The 13,452-nt window shown below is 64.7% G+C and carries 12 protein-coding genes; 6 read left to right on the top strand and 6 right to left on the bottom strand.

Going from position 1 to position 13,452, the window contains the following annotated elements:
• Positions 1–33 precede the first annotated feature (33 nt).
• Complete coding sequence (locus tag JQ621_RS15430) at positions 34–1,992, top strand: CocE/NonD family hydrolase (protein ID WP_249125310.1); 1,959 nt, start codon at positions 34–36, stop codon at positions 1,990–1,992.
• A 9-nt stretch (positions 1,993–2,001) separates the two neighbouring features.
• On the opposite strand, the gene JQ621_RS15435 is transcribed toward JQ621_RS15430, so the two are convergent.
• On the bottom strand, positions 2,002–2,895 hold the full coding sequence (locus tag JQ621_RS15435; protein WP_212235569.1) for a methylated-DNA--[protein]-cysteine S-methyltransferase: 894 nt from the start codon (positions 2,893–2,895) through the stop codon (positions 2,002–2,004).
• 55 nt (positions 2,896–2,950) lie between these two features.
• On the bottom strand, positions 2,951–3,469 hold the full coding sequence (locus JQ621_RS15440; protein WP_212235570.1) for a DUF2244 domain-containing protein: 519 nt from the start codon (positions 3,467–3,469) through the stop codon (positions 2,951–2,953).
• Between the two features lie 22 nt (positions 3,470–3,491).
• Here JQ621_RS15440 and nth point away from each other — a divergent pair, with 22 nt between their 5' ends.
• From nth to JQ621_RS15455, 3 genes are read left to right on the top strand one after another with little or no spacing between them, the layout of a single operon-like run.
• Positions 3,492–4,259, top strand: coding sequence for an endonuclease III (nth, locus tag JQ621_RS15445; protein WP_212235571.1), 768 nt, complete (start codon positions 3,492–3,494; stop codon positions 4,257–4,259).
• A gap of 54 nt (positions 4,260–4,313) precedes the next feature.
• Positions 4,314–5,438 (top strand): HlyD family secretion protein, encoded by a 1,125-nt coding sequence (locus tag JQ621_RS15450; RefSeq protein WP_212235572.1) that lies wholly within the window; start codon positions 4,314–4,316, stop codon positions 5,436–5,438.
• Positions 5,425–7,053 (top strand): MFS transporter, encoded by a 1,629-nt coding sequence (locus JQ621_RS15455; protein WP_212235573.1) that lies wholly within the window; start codon positions 5,425–5,427, stop codon positions 7,051–7,053. Before JQ621_RS15450 ends, JQ621_RS15455 begins: the two co-directional genes overlap by 14 nt.
• 76 nt (positions 7,054–7,129) lie before the next feature.
• On the opposite strand, the gene JQ621_RS15460 is transcribed toward JQ621_RS15455, so the two are convergent.
• The 3 genes from JQ621_RS15460 to JQ621_RS15470 form a co-directional block, all read right to left on the bottom strand.
• On the bottom strand, positions 7,130–7,870 hold the full coding sequence (locus JQ621_RS15460; protein WP_212235574.1) for a sulfate transporter family protein: 741 nt from the start codon (positions 7,868–7,870) through the stop codon (positions 7,130–7,132).
• A 90-nt stretch (positions 7,871–7,960) separates the two neighbouring features.
• On the bottom strand, positions 7,961–9,379 hold the full coding sequence (locus JQ621_RS15465; RefSeq protein ID WP_212235575.1) for an MFS transporter: 1,419 nt from the start codon (positions 9,377–9,379) through the stop codon (positions 7,961–7,963).
• Between the two features lie 236 nt (positions 9,380–9,615).
• Positions 9,616–10,548 (bottom strand): LysR family transcriptional regulator, encoded by a 933-nt coding sequence (locus JQ621_RS15470; protein ID WP_212235576.1) that lies wholly within the window; start codon positions 10,546–10,548, stop codon positions 9,616–9,618.
• 106 nt (positions 10,549–10,654) lie between these two features.
• Between JQ621_RS15470 and JQ621_RS15475 the strand changes: the two genes are divergently transcribed.
• Together JQ621_RS15475 and JQ621_RS15480 are read left to right on the top strand one after the other, a co-directional pair.
• Positions 10,655–11,833, top strand: coding sequence for a CoA transferase (locus JQ621_RS15475; RefSeq protein WP_212235577.1), 1,179 nt, complete (start codon positions 10,655–10,657; stop codon positions 11,831–11,833).
• Positions 11,830–12,777 (top strand): hydroxymethylglutaryl-CoA lyase, encoded by a 948-nt coding sequence (locus JQ621_RS15480; RefSeq protein ID WP_212235578.1) that lies wholly within the window; start codon positions 11,830–11,832, stop codon positions 12,775–12,777. The genes JQ621_RS15475 and JQ621_RS15480 overlap by 4 nt, the downstream gene beginning before the upstream one ends.
• A 177-nt stretch (positions 12,778–12,954) precedes the next feature.
• On the opposite strand, the gene nikR is transcribed toward JQ621_RS15480, so the two are convergent.
• Positions 12,955–13,401 (bottom strand): nickel-responsive transcriptional regulator NikR, encoded by a 447-nt coding sequence (gene nikR / locus JQ621_RS15485; RefSeq protein WP_212235579.1) that lies wholly within the window; start codon positions 13,399–13,401, stop codon positions 12,955–12,957.
• Positions 13,402–13,452: the final 51 nt, after the last annotated feature.

The raw sequence follows: 13,452 nt of genomic DNA on the forward strand, positions 1-13,452 counted from the left end.
TGGCGCGGAGCGGCGCCGAAAGGGCGGGCTTCCATGAAGGACGGTTCGGCACGCAACGGAATCTCCCGACGTGAAGCCGCCAAGCTCGGCCTTGGCCTTGGTTTGTTGTCGGTCGCCGGTGCCGCAAAGGCGGCCGAACCTTACGAGACGGTCCTCGAAGCCAAAATCATGGTGCCGATGCGCGATGGCATCAGGCTCGCCACCGATGTCTACCGCCCCGCGCTGAACGGGAAGGCGCTGCCAGGCCCGTTTCCGGTCATTCTCGAGCGGACTCCCTACGGCCGCAACATCGTCAGCCGATCCGAATTGTCCGTCGCGGAGCCGAAACCGAAATCGCGGGCCGAGGTCGCGGCGTACTTCGCAAGAAACGGCTATGTCGTGATCTATCAGGACTGCCGTGGGCGCTATGATTCCGAAGGCGAGTTCGTCAAATATCTGAGCGATGGAAACGACGGCTACGATTGCTGCAAATGGATCGTGGCCCAGCCATGGTGCAACGGCAAGGTCGGCACCATGGGGCTGTCCTACGCGGCCCACACGCAGGGCGCGCTCGGCTGCACCAATCCACCGGGCATTGCCGCGATGTTCCTCGACAGCGGCGGCTTCTCCAATTCCTACCAGGGCGGAATTCGCCAGGGCGGCGCCTTCGAGCTGAAGCAGGTGACCTGGGGTTTCAACAACGGGATCGTCAGCCCCGCGGTCCAGGACGATCCGGTCCGGCTCGCCGAAATGAAGGCGATCGGCCTGAAGGCCTGGTTCGCGCGCATGCCATGGAAGCGCGGCCACTCTCCACTGACGCCCGCTCCCGAATACGAGAACTACGTCTACGACCAGTGGGAACACGGCAATTTCGACGGATACTGGAAGCAGATCGGCATTTATGCCGTCGGCTATTACGGCCAGTTCAGCGACGCGCCGATGGTGCACATGTCGGCCTGGTATGATCCCTATCCGCGCACGGCGAGCGAAAATTACATCGGTCTGAAGGCCCGCAAGAAGGGTCCGGTCAGGTTGATCCTGGGCCCCTGGACGCATGGCGACCGCTCGCTGACCTATGCAGGCGACGTCGATTTCGGATCTGCCGCCACGCTCGATGGCAGTCTGGCGCAGGACTATCTGAGCCTGAGATTGCGCTGGTTCGACGCCTGGCTGAAAGGCGAGCCCAACGGCGTCGCCGAAGAACCACCGGTGCGAATCTTCGTCATGGGAGGCGGCTCCGGCCGCCGCAATGCCGCAGGCCGGCTCGACCACGGCGGGCGCTGGCGCACCGAAAAGGACTGGCCGATCCCGGACGCGCGCAACACGCCCTATCATCTGCATGAGAACGGACGGCTGGCGCCGGAGCTGCCTGCGCCTGGAGCCGAGCCGATCACGTTCGATTTCGATCCGGCGCATCCGGTGCCGACGATCGGCGGCACGGTCACGTCGGGCGCTCCCGTGATGGTTGGCGGGGCATTCGACCAGACCGAGGGACCGCGCTTCTTCGGCTCGCGCGAGCCTTATCTTCCGCTGGCCGCGCGCCCCGACGTGCTGGTATTCGAGACGCCGGTGCTCGATAGGGACGTCGAGATCACCGGGCCGATCGCGGCTCATCTCTGGGTTTCGTCCGATCAGCCCGATACCGACATCACCATCAAGCTGATCGATGTTTATCCGCCGTCAGAGGATTATCCGCAGGGCTTCGCCATGAACCTGACCGACGGTATCCTCCGGCTGCGCTATCGCAATTCCTGGGAGAAGCCCGAGATGCTGCGGCCGGGCGAACCCGTTGCCGTGACGGTTGAGGCTTTCCCCACCTCCAATCTCTTCAAGCGCGGGCACCGCATACGGCTCGACGTCTCGTCGAGCAATTTTCCGCATTTCGACGTCAACCCGAACACCGGCGCCCCCGAAGGCAAGGGCCTGTCGCGGCGCGTGGCGCGCAACAGCATCTATCTGGATCGCGATCGCCCGTCGCACGTGGTGCTGCCGGTCATCCCGGAGCGCTCGTGATCGCGGCGGTTACTGCGCGATTTGGCCGGCTTCCCAGCCAAGCATCGCCTGCTTGCGGGTGATGCCCCAGTGATAGCCGGTGAGCGTGCCGCTCTTGCCGAGTGCGCGGTGGCAGGGCACGACGAAGGAGATCGGGTTCTTGCCGACGGCCGCACCGACGGCGCGTGACGCCTTCGGCTTGTTGATGTTGCAGGCGATGTCGGAATAGGACACCGCGCGTCCCATCGGGATCTTCAACAGCGTCTCCCACACGCGCACCTCGAAATCGGTGCCGATCATCACCACACGCAGCGGCTGGTCCGGTCGCCACAGTTTCGTGTCGAAGATGCGCGCCGCGAGCGGCGCGGTGCCCTCGTGGTCTTCCACGTAAGTGGCGTTCGGCCAGCGCCGCGTCATGTCGGCGAGGGCGGCCTTCTCCTCGCCGGGATCGGCGAAAGCGAGGCCCGAGAGGCCACGATCGGTCGCGATCACGATCGCCGTGCCGAAGGGGGAGGGATGGAAGCCGTAGCGCAAGATGAGGCCCGCACCGCCGTTCTTCCATTCACCGGGCGACATCGCCTCGTGCGTGACGAAGAGATCGTGCAGCCGGCCGGGACCCGAGAGGCCCGAATCGAGCGCGGCGTCGAGGATGCTCGCGGAGTCCCGCAGCAGCCCCTTGGCGTGGTCGAGGGTCAGCGCCTGCATGAAGGCCTTCGGCGTGATTGAGGCCCAGCGGCGGAACAGATGATGCAGCTCATCCGGGGTGACGCCGGCCGCATCCGCCATCGCCTCGATGGTCGGCTGCGCGCGCCAGTTCTCCGAGATGAAGGCGATCGCCCGGCGCACCGAATCATAGTCGCGCAGTGCGGCGTTCTGGGGGCCCGGCTTGGTCAGGCGCTGGTCGTGTATGGCGAGTGTCATCATGATCGGAAATGTAGGAGAGGGCCGGCTTCGAAGCCACCCGATTTCCGACTGGGACTCAGGCGATCGGATTGTAGGTCGGGCCGCGCCTGGCGGCGTTCAGCGCCTCTAGCAAGCCTTTGTAAAAACTAGCTTTTTCGTGAGGCCCCAGGAATCTTGCGATCTGGATCTGGTGGCCGCGCGAGATCAGATAGAGATGCTCGATGCCAAAGTCCTCGTCGACCTCCATGTCGACGCGCACCCAGAGCGGATTGAAGGTCCATTCGGCGACTTGGCCGTGATGACTGATGCGCCGGACGCGCAATTCCGACGTCGTGACGATGATCTCCTCGCGCGCCCGAGCGGTGCGGAAATTGACCTTGAAGGCCCACCAGACGACCAGCACGTCGAGGCCGAAAAAGCCGAACACCGGCCAGGCGCCCTTCATCAGGAAGACGATGCCGGTGACGAAGCTGACGGCGCTCAGGAACAGCATCACGGCGAGGAAGCCGGTGCGGTTCAGCGAGCGATGTGGCGTCAGCAGCGCGGAGAAAATCTGCTGCTCGCTCTCCCGCTCAATTTCGTTGCCTGTGTTCATCGTCCCTCAGTATATCCCGATCATGGCGAAAATCACCCGCAACCCGGCCCCGCGCAAAGCTGCGGTGCCGAAGAAAAAGGCAAAGGCAGCCGCCGCGAAGCGGAAGCCCGCGAAGAAAGCGGTGCCGGCGAAGCCATCGCTCAAAGCGCCCAGACCGTGGACGCCGGCCGAAATTCGCGAAGCCTTCAGCCGTTTCCAACAGGCCAATCCCGAGCCGAGGGGCGAGCTCGAGCACGTCAATCCGTTCACGCTGCTGGTCGCCGTGGTGCTGTCGGCGCAGGCGACCGATGCCGGCGTCAACAAGGCGACGCGCGCATTGTTCGAGATTGCCGATACACCGCAGAAGATGCTCGACCTCGGCGAAGAACGCCTGCGGGAATACATCAAGACCATCGGCCTCTACCGCACCAAGGCGAAGAACGTGATCGCACTGTCGGCAAAACTGCTGAGCGATTTCGGCGGCGAGGTGCCGCGCACGCGCGCCGAAATCGAGTCGCTGCCGGGTGCGGGCCGCAAGACCGCCAACGTCGTGCTCAACATGGCCTTTGGCGAGCACACCATGGCGGTCGACACGCATGTCTTCCGCGTCGGCAACCGCACCGGGCTCGCGCCCGGCAAGACGCCGCTCGAAGTCGAGCTCGGTCTCGAAAAGGTGATCCCGTCCGAATTCATGCTGCATGCCCATCATTGGCTGATCCTGCACGGCCGCTACACCTGCCTCGCGCGCAAGCCGCGCTGCGAGGTATGCCTGATCAACGATCTCTGCCGGTGGCCGGAGAAGACAGTGTGAGGCAGTATCGCCGTCGTTTCGGGACAACGTGAAGCAAGCCGTTTTGGGGTTATCGTGAGTCAACAGGAACAAGTCTCGTCGCCGCAACCACCCGCCGGACCCAAGCCACCGCAGCCGCTGGCCAGCCCGCTGTGGGGCCGGCTTGCGATCCCGCTGTTCGCGGTGATCGTTGCGCTCGCCTTCGTTGCGCTGGCGACACTGCGGTTCGACGAATGGGTCGGCAATGAAGCGGTCCAGACCACCAACGACGCCTATGTGCGCTCCGAGCTGACGCGGCTCGCGAGCCGCGTTTCCGGCGAGGTGCTGACGGTCGCCGTGACCGACTTCCAGCGCGTCAAATCAGGCGATCTCCTGATCCAGATCGATCCCGCCGATTACGAAGCCCAGGTCGCGCAGTCGGAGGCCGCGGTGGCCGCCGCGCAAGCCGTGCTGGACAATCTCGCCAACCAGATCGAACTCCAATATGCGACGATCGCGCAAGCCGAAGCCGCGAGGCTGTCGGCGGAAGCGCTGGAAGTCGAAGCCAAGCAGGAGCAGGAGCGTCAGCAATCGCTGACACAGACCGAGGCCGGCACGCGGCAGCGGCTCGAGCAGGCGGTCGCGGGTCTTGCCAAGGCGCAGGCCGATGTGCGCGCCAGCCGCGCGGTGATCGCCGCCCAGCAGCATCAGCTCGAAGTCTTGCAAGGCACCAGGAAGCAGCGCGCCGCCGATCTCGATGCCGCCAAGGCAACGCTCGCGAGCGCAAAACTCAAGCTCGGCTACGCCAGGATCACGGCTCCGTTCGACGGCGTCGTCGGTGAGCGGCAGGTGCAGCCTGGCGACTACGTCAATATCGGCACCAACCTCATCAACGTCGTGCCGCTGCCGAAGGTCTATGTGATCGCGAACTACAAGGAGACCCAGCTGACGCATGTCGCGCCGGGCCAGCCCGTCGAGATCACAGTCGACAGTTTTCCGCGCGAGCGGCTGCGCGGCAAGGTCGAGCGCATCGCGCCCGCGACCGGTGCGCAGGTCGCGCTGCTGCCGCCCGACAATGCGACCGGCAATTTCACCAAGGTCGTGCAGCGCATCCCCGTCCGCATCCAGTTTGACGATAACCAGCCGTTGCTGGCGCGGCTTGTGCCGGGCATGTCGGTCGTCACCCGAATCGACACGAGGGGCACCGATGGCGGCAAATGACGCTGCCGACCTCGGGCCTGTCTCGCGCGGCGGCGTCGCGCGACAGCCCCTGTTTGCGGTTGCCGCCGTGCTGCTCGGCTCGTACCTCGCCAATTTCGATAGCCGGCTGACCACGGTCGGCTTGCCCGATCTGCGCGGCGCGTTCTCTCTCTCCTTCGACGAAGGCGCCTGGCTCTCGACAGCCGGCATCGGCTCGCAGATCTTCATCGCGCCCGCCGTGGCGTGGCTCGCGACCGTGTTCGGCCTGCGACGCGTGCTCGGCATTCCCAGCCTCGTCTACGCGCTCGTCTCGCTGATCATTCCTTTCGTCCAGGACTATCCGACCCTGATTGCGCTGAGCGTCGTGCATGGCCTGTTGCTCGGCACCTTCGTGCCGGCGACGCTGATGATCGTGTTCCGCAACCTCCCGATCCGCTGGTGGTTGCCGGCAATCGCGCTCTATTCGATCCGCGTCGGCTTCGCCCTTGATACGTCGAGCTCACTGGTCGGCTTCTATGTCGATCATCTTGGCTGGCAATGGCTGTACTGGCAGGGCGTCGTGATCGCGCCGCTGATGGGATTGATGGTGTATCTCGGGACGCCCAGTGATCCCGTCAATCGCGTGCTGCTGCGGGATGCCGATTGGGGCGGCATGCTGCTGCTCGGAGCCTCGGTTGGCATGATCTATGCCGGCCTCGACCAGGGCAATCGGCTGGATTGGCTGGGTTCCGGCACGGTGATGGCGCTGCTCGTCGTCGGCGGCGTGCTGTTCGTTGCCTTTCTGATCAACGAATCGCTGTCAGCGCAACCCTGGGCGCATGTGAACGTGCTGTTCTCGCGCAATATCGGCCTGGCGCTGGTGGTCATCCTGCTCTACACGCTGACGTCGCTCTCCAACTCGTCGCTGGTGCCGAACTTCCTCGGCAATATCGGCCTGCTGCGGCCGGAACAAAGCGGGCTGTTGCTGCTCACTTATGGCGCGCTGCCGATGGTCGTGCTGGTGCCCGTTTCGATCTGGCTGCTCCGCCACTTCGATCCGCGGCTGGTCGTGGTGCTCGGATTTGCCTGCTTTGCCGCTGCCAATCTCTGGGGCACCCAGCTCACCCATGATTGGGCACGCGAGGACTTTATCGGCATCGTGCTGCTGCAAGCGATCGGCCAGTCGCTGACGCTGCTGCCGCTCATCATCATCGCGCTGTCCAATTCCGATCCGAGCCGCGCGACATCGTTTGCCGCCTACATCCAGATCATGCGCCTCGGTGGCGCCGAGATCGGCGTGGCGCTGATGGGAACGTGGCTGCGCGTCCGCGAGCAGGTCCATTCCTTCTATATCGGTCAGAATCTCGAAGTCGGCGACGTCAACGTGGTGCGTGCGCTGAAGCAGCTCGCCGATCATTTTGCGGCCCATGGCACAGGCTCGGCGCAGGCGCGTGCCGTCGGCACGCTCGCGAGTTTCGTCGCGCGCGAGGCCAATGTGCTCGCCTATATCGACGCCTTCTGGCTCTGCTTCTGGCTGGCGATATCAGGGCTCGGCTTCATCGCTTTGATCACCCGCGCCCCGGCCGGGCCGTTCACGCCGGCGCCATTCGGCTTTGCCAAGACGGTGCTTCGCAAATGCGGGGTGCAAGTAACCTAGAGTGCGGTGGCCGTTGGTTCTGTAGATCGGTCCGCGGGCCTCGCTTCACCTCTCCCGCTGGGAGAGGTGGACAGCGTCACCGCATCTGCCGGGCCGGCTCGATCAGCTCGGGCCGCGGTCCCGAGAGCCGCTTGTGCATGTGGACCATGAAGGCCATGGCGAAGATCGGCGTCGCCAGGTTCACGACCGGGATCGAGACGAAGGCCGCGATGAACAGGCCCGCCGTGAAGATCGTCGCCGCATTGTCGCGCCGCATTGCCTTGGCATCCTCCGGCGAGCGGAAACGCATCGCGGCGAGCTCGAAATATTCACGGCCCAGCAGCCAGGCGGCGGCGAGGAAGAAGATCAGGAACCCGGCCCCGGCGAAAAGCACCAGCGGCAGTGCGATCAGATAGACCAGGACCGTCAGCAGCGCCGTCTTGACGCCCTCGAGGATCGCCTGATTGAACGGCAGGGCCGTGCCCGGCCGCTCAGCCGGATAATGTTCGCGCTCGACGATGTCGGCGACGTCGTCGACAAAGAAGCTCGCCACCAGCGAGGTGATCGCGGGCATCAGGAACACACTGCCGAACACGACGCCGAAGCCGGCCGCAATCGAGATGATCCAGGACAGCACCTCCAGCGACGAATGCCAGCCCGGCCCGAGCAAGCCCTCGAGCCAGACCTCGCCATGAGTGGCGAACCAGCTCAACAGCCGCTGCAGCCCGATCGCGAGAACCACGATCAGCACCAGCGCCAGCCCGATCGACCGCCACAGGATCGAGCGCATCGGCGGCGACATCATTTGCGACAGCGCCTTGGCGGCGGCATCCAGCATGGGAACCTCTCACGAAATCACCCGCGAGAGGTAGACACCCCGAGCCGGTTCGGCAAGGGACCTGTCGACAAGGGACATGCGGCGTCCGTGCTAGACCGTATCAAGCGCCTTGCCGCGGACATCAGGGCCGAACAGCGCCATGGCGATCACCACAATCAGCATGGCCACGGTAATCAGGCCGAATACGCCGATGACGCCGGCTTCCTTCAGCATGTAGGCGACGATGAACCCGGAAAACGTCGCGGAGAGCCGGCTCACCGAATAGACGAGGCCGGAGGCCTGCGCCCGGATCTGGGTCGGGAACACCTCGGTCTGGTAGGCGTGATAGGCGTAGGACATCGTGGTGTTGCAGGCGGTCAGCAGCACGCCGCAGATGATCAGCAGAACAGGTTCGGTCAGCTGCGCGAAGGCCATGCCGAACACGATGATGGCGATGCAAGCCCCGGCGATGATCCAGCGACGCTCGAACTTGTCGGCGAAGCTCGCGGCGAGCAGCGGCGAGATCGGATAGGCGAAGGCCACGATGAAGGAATATTGCAGGCTCTTGGTGACGGTGATGCCCTTTTCCACCAGCAGCGTCGGCACCCAATTGGCGAAACCGTAGAAGCCGAAGGATTGGCAGAGGTTGAACACCATGAACAGCACGACAAGCGAGAGATAGGGCGGCCGGAACAGATCGGCGAAGCCGACGCGTGCGACCGTCTCCGCCGCCGGCCGCGCGAGCGGAGCGGAAGCTGTCGTCGCTGCGCTTCCGCCTTTGGCTTCCAGAGTCGCGAGAATCCGGAACGCCTCGTCCGTGCGGCCGTGGCGCGCCAGCCAGAGCGGGCTTTCGGGCAGGAACAGCCGCAGCACCCAGATGATCATGCTGGCGGCGGCACCGATCAGCACCACCCAGCGCCAGCCCTCGACGCCGTAAGGGGCTTGCGGCACCAGCCACCAGGCGAGGAAGGCGACGATGGGCACGGCGACGAACATGATCGACTGGTTCACCGCAAAGGCGCGTCCACGCATGCGGCTCGGCACCAGCTCGGTGATGTAGGCATCGATGGTGATGACCTCGATGCCGATTCCGATCCCGGCGAGGAAGCGCCAGAGCAACAGGCCGCCCGAAGACGTCTGGCAGGCCATGATCACTGATGCTGCGGTGTAGCCAAGCAGGGCGTAGGTGAAGATCGGGCGGCGACCGAAACGATCGGCGAGGAAGCCGAGGAAGAAGGTGCCGACAAACAGGCCGGCGAAGGTCGCGGCGACGAAGGCGCCAATGCCGGAGAAGCCGAAGAAGGCCTGCGTCGTCGTGCTCAGCAATCCGCTACGGCTGAGGCCCGGTGCGATGTAGCCGGTCAGGAACAGGTCGTAGATCTCGAAACAGCCGCCGAGCGAAAGCAGGATGACGAGCCGCCAGACAAAGCCCGTCGCAGGCATGGTTTCGAGCCGCCGCGAGATCTCGTCCGGTCCGGATGCTGATGGTGTGCCGAGCCCGATGCTCGTGTCGATGCCGACAGCGCTCATGGTGTCCTCCCCGTGGCGCGCTGGTCGCGCGCGGTTCCCGGCGGCTCATCTCTGTGGTTTTTCGCGAACTTTGCCGGAGCCGGGCCATGTTGGCCGCCGGCAGCCGGAAATCCAGAAGAACATATCGATGGGAGCGTTCGAGATTTTCGAAGGCGCGGGTCTGAATGTGAAAGCTCGGGCGATGAGGCCTCCGCAGCGTCAAGCCCGGCCATGACGCCGAAGGTATTGGTCGCTCTTCACCCCACCAGCGTCGCCTGCCAGCCGCCGCTGCGGACCTGCTCGGCGATCAGCGCCAGCATCAGCCGCCGCATCTCCTCCATCGCGTAGGTCATCGGGCGATTGCGCAGGCGGCAGAGGTAGAGCGTCCGGGTCAGCTTCGGCTCGACCACCCGACGTGCGACCAGGCGCCCGGCCGCCAGCTCCTCCCGCGCGAACAGCTTCGTTGCGATGGTGCAGCCGAGCCCTTCCACCAGCGCGCCGGTCATGCCGGTGATCGAATTGGCGTGCAGGATCGCGCTACCTTCGAGCCGCTTGAGCAGCACGGGATCATCGAGCAGCGCGCGCGAGGACAGGCCGAGGCCATAGCGCAGCAGGATCAGCGGCAGCCGGCTCAGCTCCTCGAAGCGGATGGGCGTTTTGGCCTTGCCGACCAGCTTGGGAATGCCGACCAGGAACATCTCCTCTTCGAGCACGGCCTCCGTGATCAGCTCCTTCTCCGACGGCGGATTGTAGACCAGCGCCAGATCGACATTCGAGATCATCAGATGCATCAGCGTGGCGCCCGACAGGCTCTCGGTGAGCGACAGCTTGAGCTTGGGGTAGTTGGTCAGCACCGTGCGCATCAACGCGACGCCGATCGCCTTGACGCCGGAATTGGCCATGCCGATCGAGATCTCGCCGGCGATGACGCGGGCGCCCTCGCGCACCTCGGTCTCGGCCTCCGCCATCGCGCGCAGGATGATGCGGGCATGCTCGTAGAGCCGCTCGCCGGCCGCCGTCGGGTCCATGCCGCGCGACTTGCGTTCAAATAGCGGCGTTGCGAACTCGGCTTCCAGATTCGAGATATGATGGCTGAGCGCCGACTGGGCGACATTCACCTGGTCGGCCGCCCGCGACAGGTTCCGCTGCTCGTAGACGGCAATGAAATAGCGGAGCTGGCGCGAATCCATGAGCGTGAAGCGTTCTATAAGCGCGAAGGCATTCTTCGACAGATTATATTTTTAAGAAGGCTTGTGAAGACCTAGTCTTCGACCCCGAACGGACAGGGAGTGACGGATGGCTGAGACCGGATTGCCGCTTGAAGGCGTGCGCGTGGTCGAGATGACCCACATGGTCATGGGCCCGACCTGCGGCATGATCCTCGCGCAGTTGGGCGCCGAGGTGATCAAGGTCGAGCCGCCCGCCGGCGACAAGACCCGCATCCTCGGCGGCATGGGCACGGCGTTCTTCCCACTGTTCAACCGCGGCAAGCGCAGCATCGTGCTCGACTTCGAGAAGCCGGAGGATCGCGACACCATGCACCGTCTGCTGGAGACGGCCGATGTGTTCCTGGAGAATTTTCGCGACGGCCTGCTCGAGAAGCAGGGGTTGGGTGCCGAGGAACTGCGCCGTCTGCATCCGCATCTGATCATTGCCGGCCACAAGGGCTTTCTGTCCGGCCCCTATGAGCATCGCCCGGCGCTCGACGAGGTCGTGCAGATGATGTCGGGGCTCGCTGCCATGACCGGCACCAAGGAGAAGCCGCAGCGCGTCGGCTCATCCGCCAACGACATCATGGGCGGCATGTTCGGCGTGATCGCGATCCTCGCCGCGCTCTATCAGAAGCGTGGCGGCCAGCGCGACGGCACCGACATCAGGATAGGCCTGTTCGAGAACTGCCTGTTCCTGGTCGCCCAGCACATGGTCGAATACGAGATGACCGGCAACAAGCCGCGTTCGATGCCGGAGCGCGAGCATGCCTGGCCGATCTACGACATTTTCGACGCCGCCGGCGAGGGGCGCATTTTCATTGGGGTCGTGACCGAAGGGCATTGGCAGAGCTTTTGCCGCGAGTTCGGGCTAACCGAATTTCTCGATGATCCCACTTTGCGCACCACGACCGATCGGATCCTGGCGCGGCCGCGGATCCTGCCGCGCGTGGCGGAGATCATCCGGCAGCAGGATGTGGCGGAGCTGTCGCAAAAGCTCGATGCGCTCAACATCTGCTTCTCGCCGATCAACCGGCCCGAGGATCTCCTGACCGACCCGCATGTGCTGCGGCCCGGCGGCCTCGTCACCAACATCACCGCCGACGGCAAACTGTTCCATGTGCCGACGCTGCCGCTCGAATGGAACGGCCGCCATTTCGGTGAGGGCCTGAAGGTCGCGCCACTTGGCGCTGACACATCGGCTATTCGCGCCGAGATCGACGGCACTACCGATGCAACGTCAAGAGCCGCTGGGAGGCGCGCATGAGCCGGATCGAGACCATCTACCCCGCCGATCGCGTCGCCTTGCGCGAGGTCGGCCTGCGCGACGGGCTCCAGCTCGTGAAAAAGTTTCCCTCCACTGAGGCCAAGCAGCGCTGGGTGCGCGAGGAATACGCCGCTGGCGTGCGGCATTTCGAGGTTGGCTCGTTCCTGCCGGCAAAGACCTTTCCGCAGTTCGTCGATGTCCGCGATGTCATCGCGACGGTGGCAGGCCTGCGTGGGGCACATGGCATCGCGCTTGCGCTCAACGAGCGCGGGGTGAACGAGGCGCTGGAATCGGGCGTCGGCGAGATCGCTTCGGTGGTTTCGGCCACGGAGGAGCACAGCCAGGCCAACGCGCACCGTTCGCGCGATTCCGCCATTGCCAACATCCAGCGCCTCTGCGAGATGCGCGATGCCAGCGCCCACAAGCCACTGGTGAATGCCGCGATCTCGATGGCGCTGGGCTGCTCCATCACCGGCGCGGTGGACCCCAAGGAGGTGCTGCGCCTCGTCGATAAATGCCTCGAGGCCGGTGTCGATTTCGTCGCGATCGCCGACACCGTCGGTTACGCCGGGCCGAAGCAGGTGGCCGAACTGACCCGCGCTGCAGTGAAGCTCTCAGGTGCGAAGCCGATCTGCATCCATCTGCACGACACCCGCGGCATGGGTATCGCCAATGCCGCCGCCGCGCTCGACGAAGGCGTCCGCATCCTCGACGGCTCGCTCGGCGGCCTCGGCGGCTGCCCCTTCGCACCCGGCGCGACCGGCAATGTTGTGTTCGAGGATCTCGTGTTCCTGTGTGAGAGCAAGGGCTTTGCGACCGGCATCGATCTCGATCGCCTGATCGCGGTGCGGAAGATTCTGCGCGAGGAGATGCCGAACGAGCAGCTCTATGGCGGTCTCGCGCGGGCAGGGCTTCCAGGTGGGAGCGCCGCGAAGGCGGCGTGAGGTCTCTTACCCTCCCCTGGAGGGGGAAGGTCGGCTCACATTGAGCGCAGCGAAATATGAGACGGGGTGGGGTGATCTCTCAACACGGGCACTGTTCGTCGCGGAGGGACCGTCACCCCACCCCGTTCGCGCTTCGCGCGATCGACCCTCCCCCTCCAGGGGAGGGCAAGACTGTGCCTACTCATGCCGATGCCCATGCTTCCGCGCCTTCGCCGGCTTGCTCTCCCCCGTCGGAATCATCACCACGCGCCCATAACGCACGCCGCGCTCCGCGATGATGTGATCGGCAAAATGTCTGACCTCCTCCGCGTCACCGCGCAGCGCCGTCATCTCCATGCAATTGTTGTCGTCGAGATGGACATGCAGGGTTGCGAGCGCGAGGTCGTGATGGCCGTGGAATTCCTGCACCAGCCGTTTTGAGAGATCGCGCGCGGCGTGGTCGTAGACATAGACGAGGCCGGCGACGCAGGGGCCGCTTTGCGCCGTATCCTCGCTCGATTGCTGCAATCCGGCCCGCGCGAGATCGCGGATGATCTCGCTTCGGTTCTGGTATCCGCGTGCTTCGGCCGCGGCATCGATCTCCGCCAAAAGATCGTCCTCGATCGTGATCGTAATCCGCTGCATCAGGTTCTCTCCGCGGGTGTCGTGGACCTGTTCTACACAGATTTCGCCGTC

It is taken from the genome of Bradyrhizobium manausense (assembly GCF_018129685.1).
GTDB lineage: Bacteria > Pseudomonadota > Alphaproteobacteria > Rhizobiales > Xanthobacteraceae > Bradyrhizobium > Bradyrhizobium manausense_D.

Coding starts and splice junctions, on each gene's coding strand:
- nikR (WP_212235579.1), bottom strand. CDS start 13,401: ATGCAGCGGATTACGATCACGATCGAGGACGATCTTTTGGCGGAGATC.
- JQ621_RS15465 (WP_212235575.1), bottom strand. CDS start 9,379: ATGAGCGCTGTCGGCATCGACACGAGCATCGGGCTCGGCACACCATCA.
- JQ621_RS15455 (WP_212235573.1), top strand. CDS start 5,425: ATGGCGGCAAATGACGCTGCCGACCTCGGGCCTGTCTCGCGCGGCGGC.
- JQ621_RS15475 (WP_212235577.1), top strand. CDS start 10,655: ATGGCTGAGACCGGATTGCCGCTTGAAGGCGTGCGCGTGGTCGAGATG.
- JQ621_RS15435 (WP_212235569.1), bottom strand. CDS start 2,895: ATGATGACACTCGCCATACACGACCAGCGCCTGACCAAGCCGGGCCCC.
- JQ621_RS15470 (WP_212235576.1), bottom strand. CDS start 10,548: ATGGATTCGCGCCAGCTCCGCTATTTCATTGCCGTCTACGAGCAGCGG.
- JQ621_RS15480 (WP_212235578.1), top strand. CDS start 11,830: ATGAGCCGGATCGAGACCATCTACCCCGCCGATCGCGTCGCCTTGCGC.
- JQ621_RS15460 (WP_212235574.1), bottom strand. CDS start 7,870: ATGCTGGATGCCGCCGCCAAGGCGCTGTCGCAAATGATGTCGCCGCCG.
- nth (WP_212235571.1), top strand. CDS start 3,492: ATGGCGAAAATCACCCGCAACCCGGCCCCGCGCAAAGCTGCGGTGCCG.
- JQ621_RS15430 (WP_249125310.1), top strand. CDS start 34: ATGAAGGACGGTTCGGCACGCAACGGAATCTCCCGACGTGAAGCCGCC.
- JQ621_RS15440 (WP_212235570.1), bottom strand. CDS start 3,469: ATGAACACAGGCAACGAAATTGAGCGGGAGAGCGAGCAGCAGATTTTC.